The sequence below is a fragment of the Agrobacterium sp. 22-3639C2 genome, from assembly GCF_053522105.1.
This window is the reverse complement of record NZ_JBNWDB010000001.1, coordinates 1,264,408-1,288,468: the sequence shown is the minus strand read 5'-3', so window position 1 is coordinate 1,288,468 and position 24,061 is coordinate 1,264,408. Positions and strand designations below refer to the sequence as shown.

24 protein-coding genes are annotated in these 24,061 nt (G+C 58.1%); 15 read left to right on the top strand and 9 right to left on the bottom strand.

Going from position 1 to position 24,061, the window contains the following annotated elements:
• Positions 1 to 126 precede the first annotated feature (126 nt).
• The gene (locus ACQZ6D_RS06480) at positions 127 to 1,071 is read left to right on the top strand and encodes an HD-GYP domain-containing protein (RefSeq protein ID WP_065702290.1); all 945 of its coding nucleotides are present in this window, start codon (positions 127 to 129) and stop codon (positions 1,069 to 1,071) included.
• 76 nt (positions 1,072 to 1,147) lie between these two features.
• Here ACQZ6D_RS06480 and ACQZ6D_RS06475 read toward each other — a convergent pair whose 3' ends face one another.
• Positions 1,148 to 3,337, bottom strand: coding sequence for an anthranilate synthase (locus ACQZ6D_RS06475; RefSeq protein WP_003513614.1), 2,190 nt, complete (start codon positions 3,335 to 3,337; stop codon positions 1,148 to 1,150).
• A 282-nt stretch (positions 3,338 to 3,619) separates the two neighbouring features.
• On the opposite strand from ACQZ6D_RS06475, the gene ACQZ6D_RS06470 reads away from it, so the two are divergent.
• Positions 3,620 to 4,516, top strand: a complete 897-nt coding sequence (locus ACQZ6D_RS06470; RefSeq protein WP_065702291.1) for an extensin-like domain-containing protein — start codon at positions 3,620 to 3,622, stop codon at positions 4,514 to 4,516.
• A 55-nt stretch (positions 4,517 to 4,571) separates the two neighbouring features.
• Here the strand turns inward: ACQZ6D_RS06470 and ACQZ6D_RS06465 are convergent, their stop codons facing one another.
• Positions 4,572 to 6,812 carry a TonB-dependent hemoglobin/transferrin/lactoferrin family receptor gene (locus ACQZ6D_RS06465; RefSeq protein ID WP_065662203.1) on the bottom strand — a complete coding sequence of 747 codons (2,241 nt, stop codon included), beginning with the start codon at positions 6,810 to 6,812 and terminating at the stop codon, positions 4,572 to 4,574.
• Between the two features lie 358 nt (positions 6,813 to 7,170).
• Between ACQZ6D_RS06465 and ACQZ6D_RS06460 the strand changes: the two genes are divergently transcribed.
• Positions 7,171 to 7,692 (top strand): TIGR00645 family protein, encoded by a 522-nt coding sequence (locus ACQZ6D_RS06460; protein ID WP_013636634.1) that lies wholly within the window; start codon positions 7,171 to 7,173, stop codon positions 7,690 to 7,692.
• A gap of 100 nt (positions 7,693 to 7,792) precedes the next feature.
• Complete coding sequence (locus ACQZ6D_RS06455) at positions 7,793 to 8,509, top strand: helix-turn-helix transcriptional regulator (RefSeq protein ID WP_013636633.1); 717 nt, start codon at positions 7,793 to 7,795, stop codon at positions 8,507 to 8,509.
• 26 nt (positions 8,510 to 8,535) lie between these two features.
• Here ACQZ6D_RS06455 and ACQZ6D_RS06450 read toward each other — a convergent pair whose 3' ends face one another.
• The 3 genes from ACQZ6D_RS06450 to ACQZ6D_RS06440 form a co-directional block, all read right to left on the bottom strand.
• Positions 8,536 to 9,693: a DUF2333 family protein gene (locus ACQZ6D_RS06450; RefSeq protein WP_013636632.1), complete on the bottom strand. Its 1,158-nt coding sequence runs from the start codon at positions 9,691 to 9,693 to the stop codon at positions 8,536 to 8,538.
• A 238-nt stretch (positions 9,694 to 9,931) separates the two neighbouring features.
• Positions 9,932 to 10,384, bottom strand: coding sequence for a pseudoazurin (locus tag ACQZ6D_RS06445; RefSeq protein ID WP_065702292.1), 453 nt, complete (start codon positions 10,382 to 10,384; stop codon positions 9,932 to 9,934).
• Positions 10,385 to 10,498: 114 nt separating this feature from the next.
• Positions 10,499 to 11,080, bottom strand: coding sequence for a thymidine kinase (locus ACQZ6D_RS06440; RefSeq protein WP_003513599.1), 582 nt, complete (start codon positions 11,078 to 11,080; stop codon positions 10,499 to 10,501).
• A 287-nt stretch (positions 11,081 to 11,367) separates the two neighbouring features.
• Between ACQZ6D_RS06440 and ACQZ6D_RS06435 the strand changes: the two genes are divergently transcribed.
• From ACQZ6D_RS06435 to ACQZ6D_RS06420, 4 genes are all read left to right on the top strand, one after another.
• Positions 11,368 to 12,270: a choline ABC transporter substrate-binding protein gene (locus tag ACQZ6D_RS06435; protein ID WP_233283658.1), complete on the top strand. Its 903-nt coding sequence runs from the start codon at positions 11,368 to 11,370 to the stop codon at positions 12,268 to 12,270.
• Positions 12,271 to 12,562: 292 nt separating this feature from the next.
• The gene (choW, locus tag ACQZ6D_RS06430; protein ID WP_003513593.1) at positions 12,563 to 13,414 is read left to right on the top strand and encodes a choline ABC transporter permease subunit; all 852 of its coding nucleotides are present in this window, start codon (positions 12,563 to 12,565) and stop codon (positions 13,412 to 13,414) included.
• Positions 13,411 to 14,457 (top strand): choline ABC transporter ATP-binding protein, encoded by a 1,047-nt coding sequence (gene choV, locus ACQZ6D_RS06425; protein ID WP_065702293.1) that lies wholly within the window; start codon positions 13,411 to 13,413, stop codon positions 14,455 to 14,457. Before choW ends, choV begins: the two co-directional genes overlap by 4 nt.
• A gap of 521 nt (positions 14,458 to 14,978) precedes the next feature.
• Entirely contained in the window at positions 14,979 to 15,302 is a 324-nt protein-coding gene (locus ACQZ6D_RS06420) for an ArsR/SmtB family transcription factor (RefSeq protein WP_003513586.1), read from the top strand.
• A gap of 119 nt (positions 15,303 to 15,421) precedes the next feature.
• On the opposite strand, the gene ACQZ6D_RS06415 is transcribed toward ACQZ6D_RS06420, so the two are convergent.
• Complete coding sequence (locus tag ACQZ6D_RS06415; protein ID WP_065702294.1) at positions 15,422 to 16,597, bottom strand: DUF3095 domain-containing protein; 1,176 nt, start codon at positions 16,595 to 16,597, stop codon at positions 15,422 to 15,424.
• Between the two features lie 287 nt (positions 16,598 to 16,884).
• Here ACQZ6D_RS06415 and ACQZ6D_RS06410 point away from each other — a divergent pair, with 287 nt between their 5' ends.
• From ACQZ6D_RS06410 to queF, 4 genes are all read left to right on the top strand, one after another.
• The gene (locus ACQZ6D_RS06410; protein WP_003513582.1) at positions 16,885 to 17,991 is read left to right on the top strand and encodes a branched-chain amino acid ABC transporter substrate-binding protein; all 1,107 of its coding nucleotides are present in this window, start codon (positions 16,885 to 16,887) and stop codon (positions 17,989 to 17,991) included.
• A gap of 69 nt (positions 17,992 to 18,060) precedes the next feature.
• Positions 18,061 to 18,489, top strand: coding sequence for a glyoxalase superfamily protein (locus ACQZ6D_RS06405; RefSeq protein WP_065659137.1), 429 nt, complete (start codon positions 18,061 to 18,063; stop codon positions 18,487 to 18,489).
• Positions 18,490 to 18,645: 156 nt separating this feature from the next.
• A complete protein-coding gene (locus tag ACQZ6D_RS06400) occupies positions 18,646 to 19,548 on the top strand; it encodes a cation diffusion facilitator family transporter (RefSeq protein ID WP_065702295.1) in 903 nt (300 codons plus the stop codon).
• Between the two features lie 17 nt (positions 19,549 to 19,565).
• Positions 19,566 to 20,030 carry a preQ(1) synthase gene (gene queF / locus ACQZ6D_RS06395; RefSeq protein ID WP_013636627.1) on the top strand — a complete coding sequence of 155 codons (465 nt, stop codon included), beginning with the start codon at positions 19,566 to 19,568 and terminating at the stop codon, positions 20,028 to 20,030.
• Between the two features lie 25 nt (positions 20,031 to 20,055).
• Here queF and ACQZ6D_RS06390 read toward each other — a convergent pair whose 3' ends face one another.
• Together ACQZ6D_RS06390 and ACQZ6D_RS06385 are read right to left on the bottom strand one after the other, a co-directional pair.
• Complete coding sequence (locus ACQZ6D_RS06390; protein WP_038491837.1) at positions 20,056 to 20,811, bottom strand: DUF2076 domain-containing protein; 756 nt, start codon at positions 20,809 to 20,811, stop codon at positions 20,056 to 20,058.
• A 100-nt stretch (positions 20,812 to 20,911) separates the two neighbouring features.
• The gene (locus tag ACQZ6D_RS06385; protein ID WP_003513569.1) at positions 20,912 to 21,502 is read right to left on the bottom strand and encodes a HupE/UreJ family protein; all 591 of its coding nucleotides are present in this window, start codon (positions 21,500 to 21,502) and stop codon (positions 20,912 to 20,914) included.
• 233 nt (positions 21,503 to 21,735) lie between these two features.
• Here ACQZ6D_RS06385 and ACQZ6D_RS06380 point away from each other — a divergent pair, with 233 nt between their 5' ends.
• Positions 21,736 to 22,317, top strand: a complete 582-nt coding sequence (locus ACQZ6D_RS06380; RefSeq protein WP_003513567.1) for an ATP-dependent Clp protease proteolytic subunit — start codon at positions 21,736 to 21,738, stop codon at positions 22,315 to 22,317.
• 116 nt (positions 22,318 to 22,433) lie between these two features.
• Here the strand turns inward: ACQZ6D_RS06380 and ACQZ6D_RS06375 are convergent, their stop codons facing one another.
• The gene (locus ACQZ6D_RS06375) at positions 22,434 to 22,682 is read right to left on the bottom strand and encodes a pentapeptide MXKDX repeat protein (protein WP_003513561.1); all 249 of its coding nucleotides are present in this window, start codon (positions 22,680 to 22,682) and stop codon (positions 22,434 to 22,436) included.
• A 218-nt stretch (positions 22,683 to 22,900) separates the two neighbouring features.
• On the opposite strand from ACQZ6D_RS06375, the gene ACQZ6D_RS06370 reads away from it, so the two are divergent.
• The gene (locus ACQZ6D_RS06370) at positions 22,901 to 23,416 is read left to right on the top strand and encodes a sigma-70 family RNA polymerase sigma factor (protein WP_065702529.1); all 516 of its coding nucleotides are present in this window, start codon (positions 22,901 to 22,903) and stop codon (positions 23,414 to 23,416) included.
• Complete coding sequence (locus ACQZ6D_RS06365) at positions 23,413 to 24,057, top strand: NrsF family protein (RefSeq protein WP_019565192.1); 645 nt, start codon at positions 23,413 to 23,415, stop codon at positions 24,055 to 24,057. Before ACQZ6D_RS06370 ends, ACQZ6D_RS06365 begins: the two co-directional genes overlap by 4 nt.
• Positions 24,058 to 24,061 lie beyond the last annotated feature (4 nt).

Genomic DNA, 24,061 nt, shown 5'->3' with positions numbered 1-24,061 from the left:
AGTTCCAAAATTGAACAATGTTAGGAATGCGTAACTTACCCTTGGAGGGATACCGGTTGGTTCCCGGTCTTTTCAGCAATTGCCAGCGGAGGTTACCATTCCCGGGAAGGAAAATAAAAGCGTCTGATGCTCAAACGAATTTCTACCCAGCAATTGACGGTTGGCATGTTTATCGAAGCGGTCGAGGGAGCGCTTTCGAACAGCGAATTTTTGCAGCGATATCGATTTCTTCTGCGCCATGAAGAGTTGATGCGTCAATTGAAATTGAGCGGCGCTGAAAGCATCATCATCAATACGGCCAAGGGAAACGATATCGAGGGTAGGCCGTACTCTGGAACCGTCCCGCCGCGATTAAACAATGGCCCCGAAACCATGGCTGCCATCACCCATGCCGTGCGCTCCGCCGCCGATGCCATTGCCGAGACATTTGCCGTTGCCGAAGCCGGTGGCTGCGTGTCGCTCAAGGGCATGACAGCGGCGGCCGGCAAGATTTCCGATGCGGTCCAGTCGAACCCGGCGATTTTCATCGGCGTTACCCGGTTGAAGTCGAAGGACGAGACGACCTTCGTGCATTTGGTTTCCGTCAGCGGGTTGATGATCCATTTTGGCAATTATCTCGGGCTGGACAAGGAAACGGTCGATCTGCTCGGCATCAGCGGCCTGCTGCACGATATAGGCAAGGTGGAAATTCCTTCGTCGATCCTCAACAAGGCGGAAGGGTTAAGCGCCACCGAGCGGGAAATCATCAATCTTCATCCAACGTTCGGCCGGGATATCTTGTCGCGCAACGAGCAGATGCCGGCCATGGTTCTGGATGTCTGCTTCAATCATCACGAGCGCATTGATGGCGGCGGTTATCCCAGCGGCTGCGCCGGAAACGAGATCAGTCTTCACGCGCGCATTGCGGCGATCTGCGATGTCTATGACGCCGTAACCTCGGTTCGGCCCTACAAGAAGCCGTGGACGGCAAACGAAGCGCTGACGTGGATGTTGCGCCGGGAAGGCCACTTCGACATGCAACTTTTGAAGAAATTCGCGCTGTGCATTTCCACATCGCTGCCGCGTAGCTAGGCAGCAGGCGATCTCGAAGTCGCGATGTTTGAGGCTTGCCCGACGGCGCCGAAGTGACGCCGCCGATGCAGGATGTTTACGCCGCCTTGGTTTTCGCCTTGCGGGTGAGATGCACCACGACGTTCTCGATCATGCGCATGCCGGCATCCTGGCCGAGAGTCATGATCGATTCCGGGTGGAACTGAACGGCGGCTACCGGTTCCTTGGCGTGTTCGATGCCCATGATCGTGCCGTCTTCACTTTCCGCGGTGATGATGAAATCACGCGGAAGGGTGGAAGGGTCGGCGAAGATCGAGTGGTAGCGACCCACGGTCACTTCCTTGCCGAGACCGGAGAAGACCAGGCCTGGCTCCAGCACGCGGATGCGTGAGGGCTTGCCGTGCATTGGTACCGCAAGTTGACGAAGTTCGCCGCCATAGGCTTCCGCCAGCGCCTGAAGACCGAGGCACACGCCGAAGATTGGCAACTCGCGGGCGCGGGCGGCCTTGATCGTCGCCTTGCAGTCGAAATCCGTCGGGCTGCCCGGTCCGGGCGAGAGCACGACGAGATCGGGCTGGAAGCGGTCGAAGACCTCCGCTGCAACCGGCGTTCTGACGGTGGAAACCGTGGCGCCCGTCTGGCGGAAATAATTCGCCAGCGTGTGCACGAAACTGTCTTCGTGATCGACCAGCAGGATCTTGACGCCGGTGCCCACCTTGGCGGCATCGCGCTTGGTGGCGGCGGAGTTTGTGGCTTTTGCATCGCGAATGGCCGCGATCATGGCGGATGCCTTCAGTTCGGTTTCGGCTTCTTCTTCCTGCGGATTGGAATCATTGAGAAGCGTCGCACCGGCGCGGACTTCCGCGATGCCATCCTTGATACGGATGGTGCGCAGCGTAAGCCCGGTATTCATGTCGCCGTTGAAACCGACCATGCCGATTGCACCGCCATACCAGGCGCGCGGGCTCTTTTCATGGCTTTCAATGAAGCGCATGGCCCAGAGCTTCGGTGCGCCGGTGACGGTGACGGCCCAGGCGTGGCTGAGGAAGCCATCGAAGGCATCCATGTCGTCGCGCAGACGGCCCTCGATGTGGTCGACCGTGTGGATGAGGCGCGAATACATCTCGATCTGGCGGCGGCCGATGACCTTCACCGAACCCGGCTCGCAAACGCGGCTCTTGTCATTGCGGTCCACATCCGAGCACATGGTCAGTTCGGACTCGTCCTTCTTCGAATTCAGCAGCTTCAGGATCTGCTCGCTGTCGGCAATCGGGTCGTCGCCACGCTTGATGGTGCCTGAAATCGGGCAGGTCTCAATGCGACGGCCGGAGACTCGCACGAACATTTCCGGCGAAGCACCGACCAGATATTCCTGATGACCGAGATTGATGAAGAAGGAATAGGGCGAGGGGTTGATCGCCTTCAGGCGGCGGGAGATCGCCGATGGATTGCTTTCGCAGCGCTCCATGAACTTCTGGCCGGGAACGACCTCGAACAGATCGCCGCGTCGGAAGCTTTCCTTGGCCTTCACCACCAGCTCGGAATATTCGCCGGGACGGTGATCGCCCTTGGGCGGGATCGTGTCGGTGGTCTTGAAGGGATCGGGCGCGATCTCTGAGGACTTGCCGTCCGTCGTTACACCGTCCTTCTCGAAATCGTAACGGTCGATCCAGGCCTTGGCGGAATAATGGTCCACGACGAGAATTTCGTCGGGCAGATACAGCACCATGTCGCGCTGGTCTTCCGGGCGCGCGAGCGAAAGCTTGATCGCGTCGAACTGGAAAGCGAGATCGTAACCGAAGGCGCCGAACAGGCCGATGGCCGAATCCGCATTCGAATAGAACAGGTCGACGATGGCGCGCAGCGCCGTGAAGACGGTCGGGATTTTCGAGCGTTCTTCTTCTGTAAAGACGCGGTCCGGCTCGTTGACCGTGAGGTCGAGACGGCGGACGGAGGATGCGCCCAGCGTCAGATCGGGTGTCGCCTTCAGCTTTTCGGTGATGAAGTCGAGCAGCACTTCGCCGCGACCGTTATAGGCTTCGATCCACATCTGGCGACCGAAGCAAGAAATGCCGAGCGGCGGATCGATGATGGCCGTATCCCAGCGCGTGTAGCGGCCCGGATATTCGTAGTTGGACGAGAAAACCGCGCCGCGATGGGCATCGAGCTTTTCGATGTAGTTGTCGATGGCGCTGGCATATTCGGCGGCGCGACGCTTTCGGCTGACCTTTATGCCGCCTTTCGTCTCGTAGGTTTCCGCTCCGTCATCCTGAATGATCGTTACCATTTCTTTCGCACTTCCCGTTTTTCAGGCCCGATGACAGGCGGCAGAATAACAAAAAAGCCGCCTGAAAATTCGGGCGGCTTGGACTTTGTCTGAAGACATGACTGGTCAAGGCCGCGTAAAGCTGCTCCACCACCAGTTAGCAATGTTCATAGACACGATGTTCATGGGAAAATTGTTAGCCTGCACAATTCGCCTTGGCAAGCGGATTCCGGCGACGGAATGAACCTTACCGGCGCGAGTTGCGTTCCTGTCCTGCCGAAACAGTCAGGAGTGCCCCGGAAAATGCTTCATCGCCTGTGTCTTCTGATGACGAGTCTCGCCCTTATTTCCGCTTCCGAACCGCCGCCACAGGTGCCGGTGCCACAGCCGAAGCCTGGCGAACAGCAAGCACCTGCCACAACGGAAAAGCCGGCCGATAAGGGCGCGCAAACGCCCGAAGACACACCGAAACCGACCCCCAAGCCGCAAACGCCTGAAGAAGGAAAATCCGGCGCGGAAGTGAAGGGTGCCGAGGACAAGAAGAAAGACGACAAGGGGCAAAACGGCGGTGAGACGGTAGCTCCGGCTGTCGAAGCAACGAAACCCGAGGAAAAACCGCCGGAGCCTGTGAAGCCGGAAGACCCGGCAGAGCTTCAGGCCTGCCTTGGCGCGTTGAAGGAAATCGGCGCGGAATTCAAAGAGCTCGAGCCGATCCGCGACGAAGAGCAGGGGTGCGGTATCGAAGCGCCGATCGAGCTTTCCGTGGTGCTGCCGGGCATCAAGCTTGAACCATCTGGCACCATGCGCTGCGAAACCGCCCTTGCGCTATCGCGCTGGACAAAGGAGATGATGCTGCCGGCTGCGGCTCTCGCCCTGCCGGACAAAAAGGTAACGGCGATTGCCAATGCCTCGACCTATATTTGCCGCAACCGCAACAGTGCCGAAACCGGCAAGATTTCCGAACATGCCAAGGGCAATGCTGTCGATATTTCCACCATCGCCTTTGACAAGGGCGATCCGCTGGTGATGAAGCCGCGCGGCGAGGATGGAACGGTGGAAGGTGCCTTCCAGCGGACGATTACAGCCGCCGCCTGCCTGTTCTTCCGAACCGTTCTTTCCCCCGGCAGCGACGCGACCCATCAGGATCACCTGCATCTCGACGTGCTGGAGCGAAAGGGAGGTTATCTCTACTGCCGCTGATAAAAAAGGGGCGACCCGAAGGCCGCCCCGACTGGAGATGATGTTCCGACCGGGTTTAGAATTTCTGGGTCAGAGAGATTTTGAAGGTGCGTCCCGCTTCCGTATAGAAGTCGACAGGCTGGTTGACGGTGCTGACGGCATTGGGGTTGACGTCACGAACGCCGACGGCGTTCCAGTATTGCTTGTCGAACAGGTTGTAGACGCCGGCCTGAATACGCAGGCCCTTGGTCTGTTCCGGTTCCCACCAGCCGGTCAGGTTGAAGATGCCGTAACCGGGTGCGTCGTAGGTTGTGGCCACCTTGTCGTCACGCATATGCGAGGAGAAGATGCCGGTGAATTCCGTGCCCCATGTCTCCTGTGCGTAGCCGACGCCGAGGACGGACTTGAACGGCGCCACCGTGCGGATGAATTCGTTGCTGTCTGTGTCTTTGCCATAAGCATAAGCAAGCGACGCATGGGCGAAGAAGCCGTTTGCGAGTTCCTTGCGGACCTTGGCTTCCACGCCGGAGATTTCAACATTGTTGCGGTTGCGATAGGTAAAGAGCGATCCGTTGCCCCTGCCGCCGAAGCCGGGGAACAGCGTCGTCGAGGTCGTGTATTGCTCGATGAAGTTCTTGTACTTGTTGTGGAACAGCGTCAGGCTCCCCGTCAGATCGCCGGATGCGTAATTGGCGCCGATTTCAAAGCCGTTGCTGGTTTCGGGGTTGAGTGCGGAGTTGCCGACCACGGCATAACCGGAGCTGATATTCGAGAAGTTCAGATAAAGCTCGTTGATGGTCGGAGCGCGATAGGCCATCGACCATTGCGCGAAGAGCTGCAATTCCGGCGTCACGTCGTATGTCGCGAGCAGCTTCGGCGAGAAGCGCGAACCGCTATTGCCGCTTGGCAGGCCGAAGGTGTTGTAACCGCTGTTGCTGGATACCGAGCCATCCGGATCGTAATCGTAGGAATCGAAGCGCAGTCCGGGGGTCAGCCTGAAACCGTTTCCAAACGCGATTTCGTCATCGAGATAGAGGCCAAGGCTCTTGCCGCTCACGTCAGGCATGTCCGACTGTGACGATGAGGTCACTCCGCCTGTGTTGGCATAAAGCGCCTGGCTGAAATCGGTTGTCATGGCGTTGCCGCCGAAGCGCACGGTGTGCTGCACGCCGCCGAGTTCGAAACCGGATTCAAGGCCGCCGACGATGCCGAAAGCGCTGTTGCGCATGCTGTCTTCGCGGATATAGAGCGAGTTGTTGGTCAGCCGGTTGCCAGCGCCGGATTCCTTGGAGAGGCGCGTCCAGTAGAGCGACAGATTGGCTGCATCGATCAGGCTGTCTGTCGACGGCGCTTCATATTCGTAATCAAGCGACACGCGGTCGCGCTCCGTATCCTCGTAGCCGCTGTAGTCGCCAATGCGGTAAGTCGATCCCGATACGCTGACGCCTTGCAGGGTTCGCATGTCGCTGCGATCTCTCAATGAATAACGCTCGGCCGTAAGTCCGATGCGGTGGCCGCCTTCCAGATCCTGGCGGATCTTGAACATCAGGTTGCTTTCGTAGGTATCTGCCGGGTTGGGCTTGGTGCGGCGGGTTCCGTAGATATCGGCGAAGCCCTTATTGTCCGTTTCGTTGCCGCGCTTGTAGGAGCCCTGGAACAGAACCGAGGTGTTTTCGATCTTCTTTGCAACGGCGAGCGATCCGCCGACGCTTCTGTCCTCGCTGTCATAGGTGGTCTTGGCAACACCGCCCCAGTCCTTGCCTTCACCGATCAGGTCTTCCGGCTCAAGCGTGCGCAGAACGAGTGCGCCGCCAAGAGCGCCGGAACCGATGCGGCTGGAATCGGCGCCGCGTACAACGTCAACCGTGGAAAGCGATGAAAAATCAAAGCTCGAACTGGTATCACTCAGGGTCGTCGTGGCCTGTCCCTGACGGGCGAAATTGTTGAAGAAGGGAACGGGAATATTGTCGATCAGGGTCACGACACGGGCGCCGCCCAGACCGCGAATGAACAGGCCGCCGGGCCTGCCGGGCTTGGCATCCACATAATCGACACCCGGCTCGGTGGAGTTTCCGAGGTCCTTGATGCTGCCGATGTCTTTCTTCCTGATGTCTTCCGCCGTCGTCTGGCTTGCAAGCGGTGTGTCGGCGGCTGCATTCGCGCTTTTGACACGCTTGCCCTTGACCACGATCTTCTCCAGCGTGGTGGTGTCGTTCGTCTGCGACGCGGCATCCTGCGATTGCGCAGGTCCGGCAAAGGGCAGAAGAGACATGGCAGTGCACAAAAACAGCGCCGAATGTGTGCGCGAGATGGACATTAAATACCCCCGGATAGGCGCGCGCAGAAGCTATGGCGCGCAAAAACGCGCCGCGCTTGCTGTCGCGGCTGAAACTGTTTTGATTTGTTACGGGCAAGCCGATTGCTGAGGACTAAAAAACATGATCATAACTGTCAACATATTATATATGACTTTTATCATCATGTTTTAAAGCATAACGGTGCGTGGCAAAAATGTGACGCTCCGTGAAACTGCATCCGGACCGGTGGAGAGGCCCGAAAATGCCGGGTTCCGGCCAAAGTCCCGACATTGACGCTTGCTAGGATATTCGCAGCCAGTTTAGATGGCGGAAGAATGCATGCTCCAACAATATACAAAAAAGTAATCGGATACGGAAATGAAGTCACTTGAACTGCTCGTCGAGCGGATCATTCTCTCCAGCCGCTGGCTGCTCGTCGTGTTTTATCTCGGGCTCGTCGCGGCGCTGGCGGTTTATGCATTTTCTTTCGTGCTGAAATTCCTGAAGGTCGCCAAAAACGTTTTCACTTACGACGAATCGGACATGATCCTCGCCATGCTCGGGCTGATCGATGCGGCGCTGGTAGCGAGCCTTATCGTCATGGTGATGATCTCCGGCTATGAGAATTTCGTCAGCCGTTTCGATGAGGCGGATGACGAGGTTTCATTTCTGGGCAAGCTTGATGCCGGCAGCCTGAAAATCAAGGTCGCATCGTCGATTGTGGCGATTTCGTCGATCCACCTGCTACAGATATTCCTCAACGCCAGTCAGTATACGGATAGCCAGTTGATGTGGTTCACCATCATCCATCTGGCATTTGTCGTCTCGGCGGTCATGCTCGGTTTCCTGGAGAAACTGATGGCCAAGCCGAAGGATAAACCCGAAAAACCGGCACTTTAGTCAAGGTGGTCCGCCCGATATGAAGGTTGCAACACTGTTTGCCCATGCCGCCTGGTCGGCGCTTCTGGGTGTCCTGCGCCCACCGCCGGGCGGCGCCTGAATGCCAAAGACGGAACGCCAGGCCAGACTTTGCCGCGACCTTTCGGCTGCCATTGACAGACCCCAATGGCTGGCGGCGCTGCAGCAGGTGATGCAGGCGTTCAGTTATTCCTACGTGACGTTGCTGAAGCTGCCGAGCATTCGCAATGCCTATGCCCTGCCGATAGTGGTGGAAAGCAGCCTGCCGGTGTGGGTGGTGAATGCGATGACCCGGGACGGTGAACTTGCAGATTGTCCCGTCATAAAGCGCGGCGCTTCATCGATGATGCCGCAATACTGGTCTCTTGACGATAAGGACATCAACTGCGGCTCGCTGCTGGAAGTCTCAACCCTGCTGCGCGGCATGGGCATCACCTCCGGTCTTCTGGTGCCGGTGAACGGCATGGACGGAAACCGGCATCTGATGAATTTCGCGGGCGATTGCGATGTCCTGTCGCAGGGTTCGCTGAACGAGCTGTGCATGATCGCCCTTCACGCCCTGGAGGCCTATGACCGGCTTTGTCGTGCAGGCTCAAAACTCCCCTCACCACTGACGAAGCGGGAACTCGACGTGGTTCGCTGGACTGCGCAGGGCAAGACCTCCGTGGAGATTGCCGAGCTTCTGTCCATCTCGGAGCACACCGTCAATACCTATATGAACAACGCCATTCGCAAGCTGGATTGCGTCAACCGCGCGCAGCTGGTGGCCAAGACAATACGCCTTGGCCTGATAAGCTGATTTTCATGCCGGTCCAAGCCGTTGACTTACCTGTCGAGAACGGAGCGGAGCTCGACGAGGTTGGAGCGAACGCGCAGAACGTAAAATCCCATGGTGGCAAGGTGCGAGGGCATGATCCAACCGCTTTCGTCGCCGTTGGAAATGATTGCCGGCTGGATGCGTAGCGCCGCACGGGTCTGTCCCAGGGTGTCATTCCACAGATTGGTCAGATTGCGTTCACGAATAACCTGCGCGAAGTCCGATCCGGCTGCCGACAGCACGCCGTAATAACCATAGAGCTGGCCATAGGCGAACCAGAAACGGTCGTCGGCGCGAGTGTCGAACCAGCCGCCATTATAGTTTTCCGAACGCTCGCGCAGAATGGCCGATGTCGAACCGATATCGCCGGCAATGCGGTCGATGAACTGGATGAGGTTATCGGCGCGGGTATCGAAGACGGCCTTGCAGGCGGTCAGTTCACCGTTAAATGCCTGGAAGCTGCGGATGGCGGCGCGATAGTAGCTCGGTGTCGGTGTTTTGGGGCCAAACGGATCGAGGCCGAAATACCAGGAATATTCGCTGAACTGCATGTTCCCGCGCGCTTCCTGGAGATTGTTGTTGATACCGGATGTTCCACGAACGCGACCGAGCGTATCCACCAGTTCCACCGCGGTGCGGCGCACCGCCTGGTTCACGCCGCGCTGGAAGGACGCCTTGTTGTCCAGAAATGGCGTGCTGTCCCAGTCCATGCCGAAAAGGCCGAGACGATAGAGCAGCATGGAGGAAATCCATGCATTCTGATTGACGTTGAAATCGGTGAGATCGGCGGCGGCATCGACGATAGCCGAGCGCTGGCATACCGGTGCGGAGGTGTTTGCGGCAGCACCGGTGGCGCCGGCGGCGGCCGTGGGTGTCGCAGCCGGCAATTCCTGCCCGGGCGGCACCGTGCGTTCGGCAAGCTTGTAACGGGAAATATAATCCGGGTCGAAATTCGTCCAGACCTGCGTTTGCCAGAAGAAGTATCCGTAAAAGCCGGCCAGAAGGATGAGCACCAGAGCGATCGGACCCTTGATGATCCAGTTGCGGTCGCGGTACCAGCCGTGGGCGGCCATGAAAGGCCACAGAAGCCAGGCGACGACGAGACCGGCGGCCTTGCCGATGGCGTTGAAGGCTGCCTGAATCAAAGCGGTTATCCGGTCGATCATGTCGTCATAGTCTCCTCTGCCCGTGGGGCTGAACGCCGGAAGGAACAACCGCGGTTCGGCCATGCGCCTTTTGGCGCTTCGCAACAACCGCGGTCGTTTACTGTCTTCCAGATATGTCCCTACCCACCGGGATACAACATGATTGCGAAACTTTTCTCAACCTGCGGTCCGCGCGGCTCGTTCCCGAGTTCCTGGACTACGCGCGGAGCATGTATCGCCCGGACAAGGTGACAGGCGGTTACAGACCGAGCTTGGCAATTTCGGCGTCCAGCCGCTCCCGCGCCTTTTTCGGCAGCTTGCCGGTCTTTATGGCATCGAGATTGGCCGGTGCGGCATCGCCGACCACAACGAGGGCGACCATGCCCATGCCGAGATGCGGCGTGCATTTGACGACGTATGCGCCGTCCTTCTCGACGGTCAGTTTCACCGTCTCGTTCATCTTGCCCTTGAAGTCCGCAACGCCCTCGGGAAGCATTTCCTTGACGGCAGCCGCATCATGACCCTTGTCGACGGGCACGAAGGAAATGACGTCGCCGACAGCTGCCTTGACGGTTGCCGGTTCAAAGACCATCGCCTGGCCATCGCTGCCCTTGTTGAGCATCTTCACCTCGATTTGGGCCGACAGGGCGGGAAAGGCAAGGAGGGCAGCAGCGATGGCAAGGCTGGCGACGGTGGCAGTTTTGTTGTGCATATCTTTTGCTCCTGAGAGAAAGCACATCCACGCGAATGTGTCCGCATGGTCTTAGCGCAGGAGCAGGGGAGCCATCCTTGCGAAAAATCAAATGCGGCAACCGGCCGCAGACGGTCAGTCGCCCTTGACCGTTTCGACCCAGTGGCGGCGGCAGAAGGAGACGTATTTTTCGTTGCCGCCGACATCGATCTGCGCGCCTTCCTTGACCACATTTCCTTCATTGTCGAAACGGGCGACCATCGTCGCCTTGCGGCCGCAATGGCAGATGGTGCGGATTTCGCGAAGCTCGTCGGCAATGGCGAGCAGTTCCCTGGAGGCTGGGAAAAGCTTGCCCTGAAAATCCGTGCGCAGGCCGTAGGCCATCACCGGAATGTTCAACCGGTCGGCAATACCGGCAAGCTGCCAGACATGGTGTTCGGACAGGAAGTTGGCTTCATCGATGAAAACGCAGGCAACGGGCGCTTCGGCATGCAGGGCCTCCACTTCGGAGAAGATATCGGTGTTTGCGTCGAAGGTCCGTGCGTCGGACGACAGGCCGATGCGCGACGCGACCCGGCCGAAGCCGGCCCGGTCGTCAAAGGCGGCCGTGAAAATCAACGTGCGCATGCCGCGCTCGTGATAATTATAGGATGCCTGTAACAACATGGTCGACTTGCCGGCGTTCATCGCCGCATAATTGAAATAGAGTTTTGCCATCGTCCACTCCCTGTACACCTTCGCGTCTTTTGACGGCGAAGGGTCGGGTTGAAAAGTGCCGCAACGGGAAAAACACAGATTTCCGCATGCCGCAGCTGTCCGTATCGCGGACTAAAAAGCCGGAGATTTTCATCGTCGTGTCGCAAACGGCGGGCCAAAGCACGCAAATGCACGCGAGTTGATTGTGTCCGGCAGATATTGATAATGGCAAGGGAACGAAAAAAAGGGAGCAAGCGATGTTTGCAAATAGAAGTCGCTGTCTGGCTTTGGCCGCAGCAATCTCCGTCATGACGTTCAATGCAGCCGGCGCTGCGGAGCCGGCAAGTTGTGGCAAGGTTCGTTTTTCCGATGTGGGCTGGACCGACATCACTGCCACCACAGCGACTGCCACGGTGCTGCTGAAGAGCCTCGGTTATGAAACCGACGTCAAGCTTCTCTCGGTGCCCGTTACCTATACATCCCTGAAAAACAAGGACATCGACGTCTTCCTCGGCAACTGGATGCCGACCATGGAAGGCGATATCGCGCCTTACCGCGACGACAAGTCGGTTGAAACGCTGCGTGAAAACCTGACCGGCGCGAAATACACGCTCGCGACCAATGCCAAGGGTGCTGAACTCGGCATAAAGGATTTCAAGGATATCGCGGCCCATAGCGGCGATCTCGGCGGCAAGATCTACGGCATCGAGCCCGGCAATGACGGCAACCGCCTGATCCTCGACATGGTCGCCAAGGACACCTTCGGGCTGAAGAGTTTCGAGGTGGTCGAATCCTCCGAACAGGGCATGCTGTCGCAGGTTGCCCGCGCGGGGAAATCCGGCGAACCGATCGTGTTCCTCGGCTGGGAACCGCATCCCATGAATACGAATTTCAAGCTAACCTATCTGACCGGCGGTGACGAGGTTTTCGGCCCCAATCTCGGCGGCGCGACGATCTACACCAATGTCCGCAAGGGTTACACCGAGGAATGCCCGAATGTTGGCGTCTTTCTCAAGAACCTGGAATTCTCCCTGCCCATGGAAAACGAGATCATGGGCAAGATCCTGAATGATGGCCTCGAGGGCGAAGCGGCGGCGACTGCCTGGCTGAAGGCCAACCCGGCCGCGATCGAACCCTGGCTTGCCAACGTCAAGACCAAGGATGGCAGCGCTGACGCCTTGCCCGCCGTCAAGAAGGCCTTGGGCCTCTAGGTTGCAGACAACGCATGTATCCGGCCTAACCTTGTAAACAGGCCGGATACTGCAGGAAATTACGATGTCCTTTGCATGATCTCGGTCGGCGAATTTTTCTCGCATCCGGGGTCACGCGCCATCCCGGTGTCCGGCAATGCTGTTGCCGGCCGTCGTTTCTGCATTAGCGGCATTTCCGGTGAAACGGGATCACCTTCAATGCCTGTTCTTCTTATTTTTTGCAATTCCGGGCCCAAAACCGTTACGCATTTTTACTGGAATTGCTCTGGTTCACGAAAGGTCTTGTCTTACCGTGGAATGGCTCAGCGCTCCTGAAAACCGCCTGCCCGTCGGCCGATATGCCAAGGAGGCCATTGACTGGCTGACCGGCAATCTCGCTTTTTTCTTCGATTGGCTTTCTTTCATTTTCCAAAGCGTCATTAACGCCCTGCTTTACGTTTTGCAGGCGCCGCATCCGCTGGTCATCGTCGCGATTGTGACGGCTCTTTCAGCCTGGACAAGGCGGTCGGTCGGCATGCCGGTCTTTACGGCGCTTGGTCTGCTGTTCATCATCAATCTGGGGTACTGGAAGGCGACGACGGAAACGCTGGCGCTCGTTCTTGCCTCCAGCGCGGTCTGCATGATCATCGGCATACCGCTTGGAATACTGGCGGCGCGGCGCAAATGGATCTATGCCGGCATGCGCCCGGTGCTGGATCTGATGCAGACCATTCCGACCTTCGTCTATCTCATTCCGGCGCTAGTGCTGTTCGGCCTCGGCATGGTTCCCGGGCTTATCGCCACCGTCATCTTCGCCATTCCCGCGCCCGTGCGACTGACCCGTCTCGGCATCGTTTCGACGCCGCCGGCGCTGGTAGAAGCGGCCATCGCCTTCGGTGCCACGCCATCGCAGGTTCTGCGCAAGGTGGAGCTTCCCTTCGCTGCGCCGCAGATCATGGCGGGTCTTACCCAGACGATCATGCTTTCGCTTTCGATGGTGGTCATCTCCGCCCTCGTCGGCGCCAACGGCCTGGGGGTGCCGGTGGTACGCGCCTTGAACACCGTCAACATCGCCATGGGCTTCGAAGCTGGGTTGTGCATCGTCATATTGGCGATCGTTCTCGACCGACTTTTCCGCCTTCCCGGCACGGAGCATGATCTATGAGTGATGCAATCATCTTCGGAAATGTCGATATCGTCTTCGGCGACCGGCCCGAGGCGGCGCTGGCGCTGATCGACAAGGGCAGCACGCGTGACGAGATCAACGAGCAGACCGGACTGGTCCTCGGCGTTGCGAATGCCTCGCTTTCGGTAAATGAGGGCGAAATACTCGTGCTCATGGGGCTTTCGGGCTCCGGTAAATCGACGCTGCTCAGGGCCGTTAACGGCCTGGCGCCTGTGGTGCGTGGCAATGTCAGCGTGAAGACGGCGGCCGGCTTTGTCGATCCCTATCGGGCGACGGCGAAGGCGCTGCGCGATCTGCGCATGCATACGGTTTCGATGGTCTTCCAGCAATTCGGCCTGCTGCCCTGGCGAAACGTTGCCGACAATGTCGGTTTCGGGCTGGAGCTTTCCGGGACGCCGGAAGCGGAGCGCAAGCGCATGGTGGCCGAGCAGCTTGAGCTGGTGAACCTGTCCGCCTGGGCTGACCGCAAGGTGGGGGAGCTTTCCGGCGGCATGCAGCAGCGCGTGGGGCTGGCGCGCGCCTTCGCGACCGGAGCGCCCATTCTCTTGATGGACGAGCCGTTCTCGGCGCTCGACCCGCTCATCAGAAGCCGCCTTCAGGACGAACTTCTGGAGTTCCAGAGCCGGTTGAAGAAAACCATCCTCTTCGTCAGTCACGATCTGGACGAGGCATTCCGCATCGGCAACCGCATCGCCATGATGGAGGGCGGGCGTATCATCCAGTGCGGCACGCCGCAGCAGATCGTCAAGCAACCGGCTACGCAATATGTCGCGGATTTCGTGCAGAACATGAACCCGATCTCCATGCTGACCGCCGCGGACGTGATGAAGCCAGGCGTGGACGAACAAAACGGCCGGTTGAACGTGGCCGCCACCGCCCGTCCGACATCGCCGCTGATCGATATCCTCGATGCGCTCTCGAAACATTCCGGCGCGATCGGTGTTGTCGATAATGGCGCAATTATAGGCACGATTTCCGCAGACGAAATTGTGACAGGCCTCACTCGCCACCGCAAGAAATGAGAAACACTCGCATTGGTCGAGAAAACGAAAGGCCTTCCTCCCCGGAAGGCCTTTTTGTATTACCTAATGCTGGTATAAAGAAAAAGAATACCCAAGACATTATAAGTTATGCATTAAAATAATTACGAATAAAAAGCATATTGCAAACTTTGAGAAAATTGCGCAAAGTAAAACTAGATTCTGTACCTCCTTGCTAAATTTAAGGTGGTGTAAGGTAGTGGTCACGAAGCCAGACATTGGAAGACAAGATTTGTGTGCTCAATTTTTGATTGTTTTTTGCTCCAAATACTACTGAGAATGTAGCAGTTTGTTGCTAAAATGACGAAAAACAGGCGAAAGTCTGAAAATTTGATCAAGATGTCCAGGTAAATGATCAATGAAGAATAGTCTTGGAGGGGGACACGATATAAGCAAGATTTAGGTATATACAACGTATCGACTGAATTATAAAAAACACCTTTTGGACCACCTATAATAGCCACCATGACGGTCTTCCGACTGTCATCAGGAGACTTGAGCGTATGGATAACCAATCTCTGTCGGAACATAGCATCGCCGCTGCAGACTTGCTCTCAGCGATGGCAAATCCCAAGCGCCTGATGATCTTGTGCACGCTGGTGGATACGGAAGTGCCGGTCGGTGTTCTCGCCTCCCAAGTTGGTCTCAGCCAGTCCGCGCTCTCGCAACATCTTTCGAAATTGCGTGCCCAGCGGCTGGTGAAAACAAGACGGGATGCTCAGACCATCTATTATTCCAGCAATTCCGAATCCGTCAAAAAAATCCTCGCTTCCCTCGAGGAGATTTATTGCCAGGTGCAGAAGAGCAGCAAGACTGCTGCCGCTTGATCTAACGGCCATCCCACGGCCCGGCGGTGCCATTCCGTTGAAACCGGCGCATGACGCCGGTTTTTTCTTTTTTTGGCGTCTGGCTCGCATGTAATGCGGTGAAAAGTCGCCCGCCCCACTCACGGCGAAGACGCAGCCTGTATCTGTTGCTTTAGCCGGCTTGCCGCAGCCGCATATCCACCGTCGGCACCATCGACGAAATGCATATGGTCCTTCGAAAGCGGGGAGGGCACGATACAGGTCATCAATGCGGCGTCCTGCTCGTGCAGGCCGAAATAGCAGGTGCCGGAGAGGCGCCCCAGCTCCAGCCGCGCACGGATCTTTTCGAGCCTCTCGGCGTCGATATCAACCGTCATTTTCAGGCCATCGTCGAATTTCCTGAAATCGGTGTTGCTGGCAACCGAGCGCCGATAGCGATCCGCATTAAACCGTCCGAGCGACAATCCCGTCATGCCTAGGAAATTCACGAGGAAGCTCTCGCCGAGAATGCGCAGCGAACGGCGCACCTTGCCCCAGCTATCGTGATAGGCCGCACCTGCCCTGGCTTCCAGACCGAGGCCTTCCCGCACGAAGCCCAGTTTCGGCCCATCCTCCGGCACGGGGTGGCCTTGTCTTGCGTCCTGCGTGGCCAGATCGACGAGATCGATGACCAGCTGGCGGAATGCCGGCATATCCAGTGAGGGTCCCGGCATGGCGATGATCGACACTACCTTGCCATGGGTCGCCGGAATGGGGTTCCAGCGGCATGAAAGGCCGGTCAGGTCCGGCCGACCGCCTGTCGCAACCGTAGGCAGGGCATATTGCCCCTCCTTCATCCGCGCCTCGGCCCAGCTGTTGCCGCCGCCCGAAAACATGGCGTAGGAAACATCCTCGCTTGCCTGAAAGCGCGCGACGCGCACATCGAAACCGTTGTTGCGTATGTCCTCCACCGGAACAAGCGCCACACGCATCGAAAGGTCGAGATCGTCCTTCACCCAGCGCTGCACGTTCGAAAGGGCGGTGCGCGCAAGGGGTATCCCGTTCGGTGGCACCGCAACGGCGGCTCCATCGCCACCGAACACGAAGGGCAGGTCGTGACGCCCGAGGCTGTTCGATATGCCTGAGATGACCGCAGCGCCCGCCATGTTGACGGACTTATATCTGCCGGTGCCGATCGCCCCTGTCGAATCGATGATATCGGCAATGGCCAGCGCCCATCCCGGCGGCAGGGCGCGATAAAGCGCCGGGTCGGCCACGTCCTCGAAATGTCGGAAGACGGGCAGACCCGTCAGAAATTCGTCATCTGCTGTTATCATGCCGCCATTATCCTCCTGCGGCGACCAAACGCCAAGCGTTTACGCCGTTGCGCTCGCCCGTTTCGATGACACGATCGAGGCTGGCCTGACGATAGATTTACCGCGAATAGACCTTATCCAGCAAAGGTGACTTGCATAAGCCATCAAACCTTCCGTATGAGTTGAAATGAAGGCTCGGAATTCAAAAATGGAACGGGTTTTCGCCGGGAGGCGTCCGCGAAGTTTCATTCGGTCGGCGCCCAAGGCGCTCATCGGGGCTGAGACCCCATTTCCAAGGAGACACCAGGATGAAACTGAAGACATTGACCAGCGTGACGCTTGCAGCGTCCTTCGCATTCGCACCGCTTGCCCATGCCGAAATCGTCATCGGCCTGATTGCGCCGCTTACCGGTCCCGTCGCCGCCTATGGCGACCAGGTCAAGAACGGCGCCCAGACGGCAGTCAATGAAATCAACAAGAAGGGCGGCATTCTCGGAGAGCAGGTCGTTCTGAAGCTTGCAGACGATGGCGGCGAGCCGAAGCAGGGTGTGTCGGCCGCAAACCAGCTGGTTGCCGAAGGCATCCATTTCGTCGTCGGTCCGGTCACGTCAGGCGTTGCCATTCCGGCATCGGACGTGTTTGCTGAAAACGGTGTCCTGATGATCACCCCCACGGCGACCTCGCCGGGCCTGACGAACCGTGGCCTTACCAATGTTTTCCGCACTTGCGGTCGGGACGACCAGCAGGCAGAAGTTGCGGCGAAATACGTTCTTGCCAAGCTTAAGGACAAGAAGGTCGCCATCATTCACGACAAGGGCGCTTACGGTAAGGGTCTGGCGGATGCCTTCAAGACCACGCTGAATGCCGGTGGCGTTACCGAAGTTCTCTATGACGCGCTGACACCAGGCGAAAAGGATCTCGGCGCGCTGACGGCCCGCCTGAAGTCTGAAAATGTCGATATCGTCTATTTCGGCGGTTACCATCCTGAAGCCGGTCTTCTGGTGCGCCAGTTGAACGATATCGGCGCCAAGGCTGCCGTTATCGGCGGTGACGGCCTGTCGAACAGCGAGTTCTGGAACATCGGTGCCAAGGCTGGTGAAGGCACGATCTTCACCAACGCCTCCGACGCCCTGAAGAACGAAGATTCCAAGGCTGCTGCCGAAGCTCTAAAGGCCGCCAACATTCCTGCGGAAGCCTTCACCCTTAACGCTTACGCTGCCGTCGAAGTGCTGAAGGCCGGCATCGAGAAGGCTGGAAGCGCAAAGGATTCCGAAGCGGTCATCACGGCTCTGAAGAGCGGTGACGCTTTTGCCACGGCGATCGGCAAGGTCACCTATGGCGAGAGTGGCGACCTGTCGTCGCAGGCTTTCTCGCTCTACAAGTGGCAGGACGGCAAGATCGTCGCAGCCGAATAAGGATAAGGCGTACCGGCCGCATCCGTTGCGGCCGGTACCATCTCCGTCGCCTGACAAGGGGCAAGCAGAATGGGCAGTGACGTGGACGCCCGGGATGCAAGCGCGGCGGGTGGGGAAAACCTTCCTCACATTGGCTTTGCGCGGATATTCCCGATTCTCAGAATTTTCGATGAGGCCAAGGCGCGGGAATTCTATGTTGATTTTCTCGGTTTCAAGGTCGACTGGGAACACCGCTTCGGCGAAAACTTCCCGCTCTACATGCAGGTTTCGCGGGCCGGAATGGGGCTTCACCTCAGCGGCCATCATGGCGACGCGACGCCGGGCTCCAATATCTTCGCCACCATGCACGGCGTGCATGCCTTCCAAAAAGAGCTGGTCGGCAAAGACTACCGCTTCCTGAAGCCTGGTGTCGAAGAATTGCCCTGGGGCGATGTCATGGAAGTCATCGATCCATTCGGCAACCGTATCCGTTTCTGTGAGCAGAAAAGCGAGGGGTGACGTCTTCGACGTGACCTCATGGGTCTTGACCTCGGCTGCGGTTTGAACGATAGGAAGCGCAAATAGCGAGCCGCGTGCACGGAGACCCCGTGCGCGCGGTTCGTGCGTTTTGGCGGTCAGTTCTGCAATTCGTTCGCATCCGCACGGGGGCAAAAAATGAACACTGAAGGCAATGCACTGGTAAGGAAGCTCGCATTCTGGGGCATTCCACTTTCTTTCGGCGTGCTTGGCCTCAAGCTCGTGGCGTGGTGGGTCACAGGGTCGGTAGCGCTGCTGTCGGACGGTCTGGAATCGACCGTCAACGTTGTTGCGGCCTTCATTGCCTATTTCGTCATCCGTTATGCGCAGAAGCCCGCAGATGACGATCACCAGTTCGGCCATCACAAGGCGGAATATATCTCGGCTGTCGTCGAGGGCGTGCTGATCGTCGTCGCCGCACTTCTGATCGTGCAGGAAGCCTGGGGTGGTCTCTTCAACCCGAAGCTGCCGGAAGCGCCGGTTCTCGGTCTTGCCATCAACGCGTCAGCGGGCGTCATCAACGCCGTCTGGGCGACAATCCTCATCCGCGTCGGCCGGAAATACGCTTCACCAGCCCTCAAGGCGGATGGTCATCATATCATGTCGGATGTCATAACGTCCGCAGGGGTTCTGGTCGGTCTGGTTCTGGCGCTTCTGACGGGTTACGCCATTCTCGATCCGCTGCTCGCCATTCTGGTGGCCATCAACATCCTGTTCCAGGGATCGAAGGTCATTTTGCATTCGCTCGGCGGGTTGATGGACCGGGCGGTGGAACCGGAAGAAGACGAGGCGATCAAGAAGGCGATCGCCGAAAATTCCGTCGGCATCATCGGCGTGCATGATCTTAGAACCCGCCGCGCCGGTTCGGCCGCCTTCATCGATTTCCACGTCGTTGTTCCCGCCCCGATGACGGTGCGGGAGGCGCATGATATTTGCGACCGCCTTGAAGATGCCATAAGGGAAGTCATACCGGGTGCCAGCCTTGCCATTCACGTCGAGCCGGAAGGCGAAAAGGCGCATGGCGTCAAAGTGATTGTTTGAATAAGCAGGAGTTTTCCATGTCCGTGACGGATGTTTCCAGCCTGTCGCAGCTGGGCGCGAAGGTCGATACGCCCGAGAGCCCGGAAAAGGCAATTCTCGAAAAGGTGCCGAACGGCAATGCCGGTACCGATTATGTGGTGCGGTTCACAGCACCCGAATTCACCTCGCTTTGCCCTATGACCGGACAGCCAGATTTCGCCCATATCGTCATCGACTATATTGCCGGTGATTTTCTGGTGGAATCGAAGTCGCTGAAGCTGTTCCTGCAATCCTTCCGCAACCACGGCGCATTTCACGAGGATTGCTCGGTCTATATCGCCAGGCGGCTGGTGGAGCTGTTGCAGCCGAAATGGCTGCGCATCGGCGCTTACTGGTATCCGCGCGGCGGTATTCCGATTGACGTTTTCTGGCAGACCGGACCGGTGCCTGAGGGCGTGTGGTTGCCGGATCAGGGTGTGCCGACCTATCGCGGCCGCGGCTGATCCGGCTTTTCACTGTTGAAAACGTTCAGGCGAACGACCCGTCGTCGCCTTGATCGAAATCGTCATCGGCGCTGTCGTCGTAGTCGGCCTGCTGGACATCGTTACTATTGTCCGGCTGGGAGGAACTGTCGCCGTAGTAGTTGTTGATGACGGTTTCTTCGACCGGTGCATTGTTGCCCAGCGGATTGCCGCCGCCGAATGGCGAGCCAATGCCGAGCGACGATGCGTGGTTGCCGAAAATACCGCTCAGCGAATTGGCGAGCAGCATGCCGCCGGCAACACCTGCAGCAGCGCCGAGCGCGCCTTGCAGGAAACCGCCGCCGGAGCGTCCGGCTGCTGCGGGTTGCTGGCTCCAGAGACCACCGGGCTGCTGATCAGGTGCGCGGCCGGCTGGTGAGCCCCAGGGACCGGCTGTCTGGCCTGCGGTATCGTTGCGCCATGATGTCTGGGGCGGTGGCGAGACGGGCGCCGGAGCAGTTGATTGCTGTTGGCCGGTGCCGAAGATCGAACTCAGAAAACCACCCTGTGCGGCTGCTTGCGGGGCCGCATTACCGCTTTCCAGCGCATGGATGCGGTCTTCGAGCTGTTGGATGTGTGCTGCTGCCGCTTCCAGACCCTTTTCCTGAACGATCACAGCCTGGGCGAGATAATAGGGGGCTGCGGGCTGATCGCGCACGGCATCTGCGATCAATATTTCCGCCTCGCGGTCGCGCGGGGTGGCGGATGCGGCTTTTGTCCTGTCGAACAGGGCCTTGAGAAGTTGGCTTTCTTCCGGTGACATATGATGCCTCCTTACCGTGAAGCGGAAATCAACGATAAGGAGGTAGGTCCAAATTCAGGCTTTTCAAAGCGGCCGAAACTTTAAATTTCGGTAATGATCGTCACCCGCCGAAGGCAAGCGAAAGGCCCGCTATTGCCGTCAGCGCGCCGGCGGTACGGCTTGCGGCCGAGCCGAAACGGGCAATGCGCAGGCCAAGCACGATGCCTGCGAGATGCAGGATCGCGGTTGCTATCATGAAACCGATGCCGAATTGCAGGGCGCCGGCGCTGCCGAGTTCACCGCCATGGGCATGGCCGTGGAAAAGGGCAAAAGCGCCGACCACGGCCGCAGCGGCTGCCGTCGGCAGCTTTGCCGCAATCGTGACCAGCAGGCCGAGGCCGATGACGGAGGCCAGGATGGCCGGTTCGACAAACGGAAGGCCGATGCCATAAACGGCCATCAGGAAACCAATGGCCATGGTGCCGACGAAGGCGGCAGGCACGATCCACAGGGCCTTGCGGTCATTCTGCGCCATGGCGATCTGCGATGCCCAGAGACCGACGGCAACCATTGCCAGAATATGATCCGCACCGAAGAAGGGGTGGGAGACGCCAGCCATGAAGGAGCCGTGTTCTTCCGGGTTCAAATGGGCGAAAGCGGGCAGGGCGGTGGCGCCGAGCGCTGCGGCAGCAAGGCTTAGTCTTTTCAGCATGATTCCCTCTTTTGATTATCGCCGCCAGCAAGGGGATCTTGGGGTTCCCGCAATCGGCGGCACTGCAATGAGGACCTGACGATACCGCGAACCCTGAGAGGCTGTCCATGCGTCATCTGCCGGGGGCGATGTTTATTGTTGGGGCGCAAACCTTGCCTTTTTTGCTCATTGCCTTACGTAACAAGTCGCACTATGTCCGAAGGGCATGCATGAATTACGCTGGAGAGCCGCTGATGAACGAAGACGAAGACGACAAGAGCAAGGAACTGCCGATCGGCAAGGAAACGGAAGCGAATCTTTTCAAGTCGCGTTCGATCTTCATCTATGGTGGCATCACGCAGGAACTGGCGCAGAAGGTCTGCACGCAGCTCGTGGCACTTGCCGCCGCCAGCGACGACGACATTCGCGTTTACGTCAATTCGCCGGGCGGCCATGTCGAATCGGGTGATTCGATCCATGACATGATCAAGTTCATCAAGCCGAAGGTTTATATCATCGGTACGGGCTGGGTCGCTTCCGCTGGCGCGCTGATCTATGTTTCGGTGCCGAAGGAACGTCGTCTTTGCCTGCCGAACACCCGCTTCCTGCTGCACCAGCCCTCCGGCGGCACGCGCGGCATGGCATCCGACATCGAAATCCAGGCCCGCGAAATCATCAAGATGAACCAGCGCCTGATCAAGATCTTCGCCAAGGCCACCGGCCAGAGCGAAGAAAAGATCGCCAAGGACATCGATCGCGATTACTGGCTCGGCGCTGAAGAAGCCAAGGGCTACGGCCTCGTCGGCAAGATCGTCGAGAGCCAGTCGGAAGTCTAAGGTTTTGATTTTTAGTTGAGAGAGCCCGTGCCGGTGGAAACCGGCACGGGCTTTTTTCATTCAGGCAAGATGATACGTGCCGCTCCCGGTCATGTGCATTGAATGTTCGGCCGGCATCACTTCATCGTGTTGCAGGCCTTCATCATGTCGGCTTTTTTCATCTTGTTCATTTCCATGTCAGCCTTGTGCATGCAGTCCTTTTTGGATGCCATGGACATGTCGCCTTTTTTCATCGTCTGCGTCTTCATGGTGTCGTTGTGCATTTTCGTCATATCGGTCTTCATGCCGTCGGCATGGGCGATGCCTGCGAAAGAAAGAACAGACAGCATGGAAGCGGTGGCGATGGTGGTAAAAATGCGGGTCATGAAAGATCTCCTCTGGACGTCATTAAATGTCCGCCGGCGTTGCACCGGGGCTCACGATTGTCCATTCGGTGGGGATCCGTGTGTCGTTACACGCTCACGCGTTTGTGACATCATATTCGGGCGAGATTCTTTTCACGCCATTATGTAACAATATCCCGCCGATTGCGAATAACCCGATAGTGACGATGACAGGCAGCCTTTCGGAAGAGACATTAAAAATGCTGATGCTGCGTTCCCTCGATGGGGACGAGGGCGCTTACAGGCATTTGCTCCATGCCCTACGCAGGCTGCTGACAGCCTATTTCGACCGGCGCATGAGGACCGCTTCACGGGGGGATGTGGAAGATCTCGTTCAGGAAACCCTGTTGTCGCTTCACGCCAAACGCGAGACCTATGATCGAGCAAGGCCGTTTACCGCCTGGTTCTTTTCGATAGCGCGCTACAAACTCATCGATCACTACAGGGGCAGGGGTGCGCGCCAGCTTTCGGAAGTGGAACTTGATGAGACGCTGGAAGCGGGATCGTCCGTCGATCAGGTCACGGCACGTATGGATGTGGAACGGTTGCTCGACGAGTTGCCGAAGCGGCAACGCGACCTCATTCGCAGGGTAAAACTCGAGGGTCAGTCAATCGCCGAAGCGGCCCAAAAATCCGGCCAGACCGAGCTTGCGGCGAGGGTCGGCATTCACAGGACGCTTAAAATGCTGGCGGCAAAGTTGCGAGGCGAAACGTGAGGAAGACGGAAGACATCATTGAACAACTGGCAAGCGGACTCAAGCCCGTGCCTGCCTTGTCACTGGAGCGTCGGCTGGCGCTGGCCGTCCTGCCTGGCCTTGGCGTTTCGCTGTTGCTGATGCTTGCCATTCTCGGGCCGCGGGTCGACATGCACGACGCTTTGACCGAGCTGGGTTTCTGGATCAAGTCCGCCTATAACGCCCTGCTGGCCCTGACTGCGTTTTTCGCGGTCGGCCGCCTTACCCGCCCCGAGGGGAACAGCGGCTGCCTTTTCGTTTGGCTTGCGCTAATTTTCGTTGTGATGGCGGCGATAGCGCTAGTTCAGCTGGGGTTTGCCTTTCCGGACAATTACAGGACGCTTGTTCTGGGGTCGTCCGCGCTGCATTGCCCGTTTTTGATCGTCGCTTTCGCGCTTCCGGTATTCCTGGCGAATTTTTCAGTTCTCAAACGCTCAGCCCCGGCTGATCCAGCCCTGGCAGGTTTTGTGGCGGGCATTGCGGCGGGTGCAGCCGGAGCCTGGGTTTATTCCTGGTTCTGCACCGAAAACGGCATGGCTTTCGTGCTGATCTGGTATTCGCTTGGCATTTTCATCACCGGCCTGATCGGCGCTTTTGCCGGTTCGCGTTTTCTGCGCTGGTAAAAGG